Genomic DNA, 709 nt, shown 5'->3' with positions numbered 1-709 from the left:
TTGAGATAGATTCTAAATATTGATGCGACCTGTGGATAACAATTGATACCCCCCGACAAAACAAGCCACGGAAAGGAAAAATTGCCAAAGACTTGTAGGGTTGAGGATAGCGCGACTGCTCAGAAAAACCAAAAGTATTCCAATCCCTATTCCCGCCCAACCTAGAGCTTTATTCTGGCGGGGGAGGACAAATAGCATGAGAATTCCTGAAGTGATAAAAAGTATAGAACCATCGGCAGCTATACCGCGCCACCAATAAGGAGACACATTAGTAGTAAAATAAATATTTTGACCGAGAAAATAGATACCCGCAAGTATTAGTGCTAAACCAATCAGCTTCAATAAAAATCTCATGATGAGAATGGAGAAAAGGTTCTAGGGTTATATTGCCCAAATAATCGCACTTAATCTTCATTAGTACCTGAACTGTTGGGATTTATTAAAAAAGAACAAAGGACTTTCGTAGGGCAGCTTTCGCTTTACGCCGATGTACTTAAAATGACTCATGAAACAATCAGACCGTAAAACGGGAAAACTATGATTGTCCCCTGTTGGGGGAAATTTCCATGTAAGTTCCGAATAGGAAAATGCTGAAAAAATCTCTGCTTAACTTCTTGATTCTGCCTTTTTCTCTAGTTCCCTGGTTGGGTATGGGAATGTTGTTTGATTCCCAGGCTGATGCGCTACCGGGACAAACTACAGAAGAAGT

At 40.5% G+C, this 709-nt stretch carries 1 protein-coding gene; it reads right to left on the bottom strand.

From position 1 onward, the window contains the following. Nucleotides 1-12: 12 nt before the first annotated feature. Nucleotides 13-354: a hypothetical protein gene (locus VB654_RS07115; RefSeq protein WP_323212946.1), complete on the bottom strand. Its 342-nt coding sequence runs from the start codon at nt 352-354 to the stop codon at nt 13-15. Between the last annotated feature and the right edge of the window lie 355 nt (nt 355-709).

The sequence above is a fragment of the Nodularia sp. UHCC 0506 genome (assembly GCF_034931045.1).
Taxonomy (GTDB): Bacteria; Cyanobacteriota; Cyanobacteriia; order Cyanobacteriales; family Nostocaceae; genus Nodularia.
The sequence above is the reverse complement of the archived record's forward strand: the minus strand, read 5'-3'. Positions and strand labels throughout refer to the sequence as shown.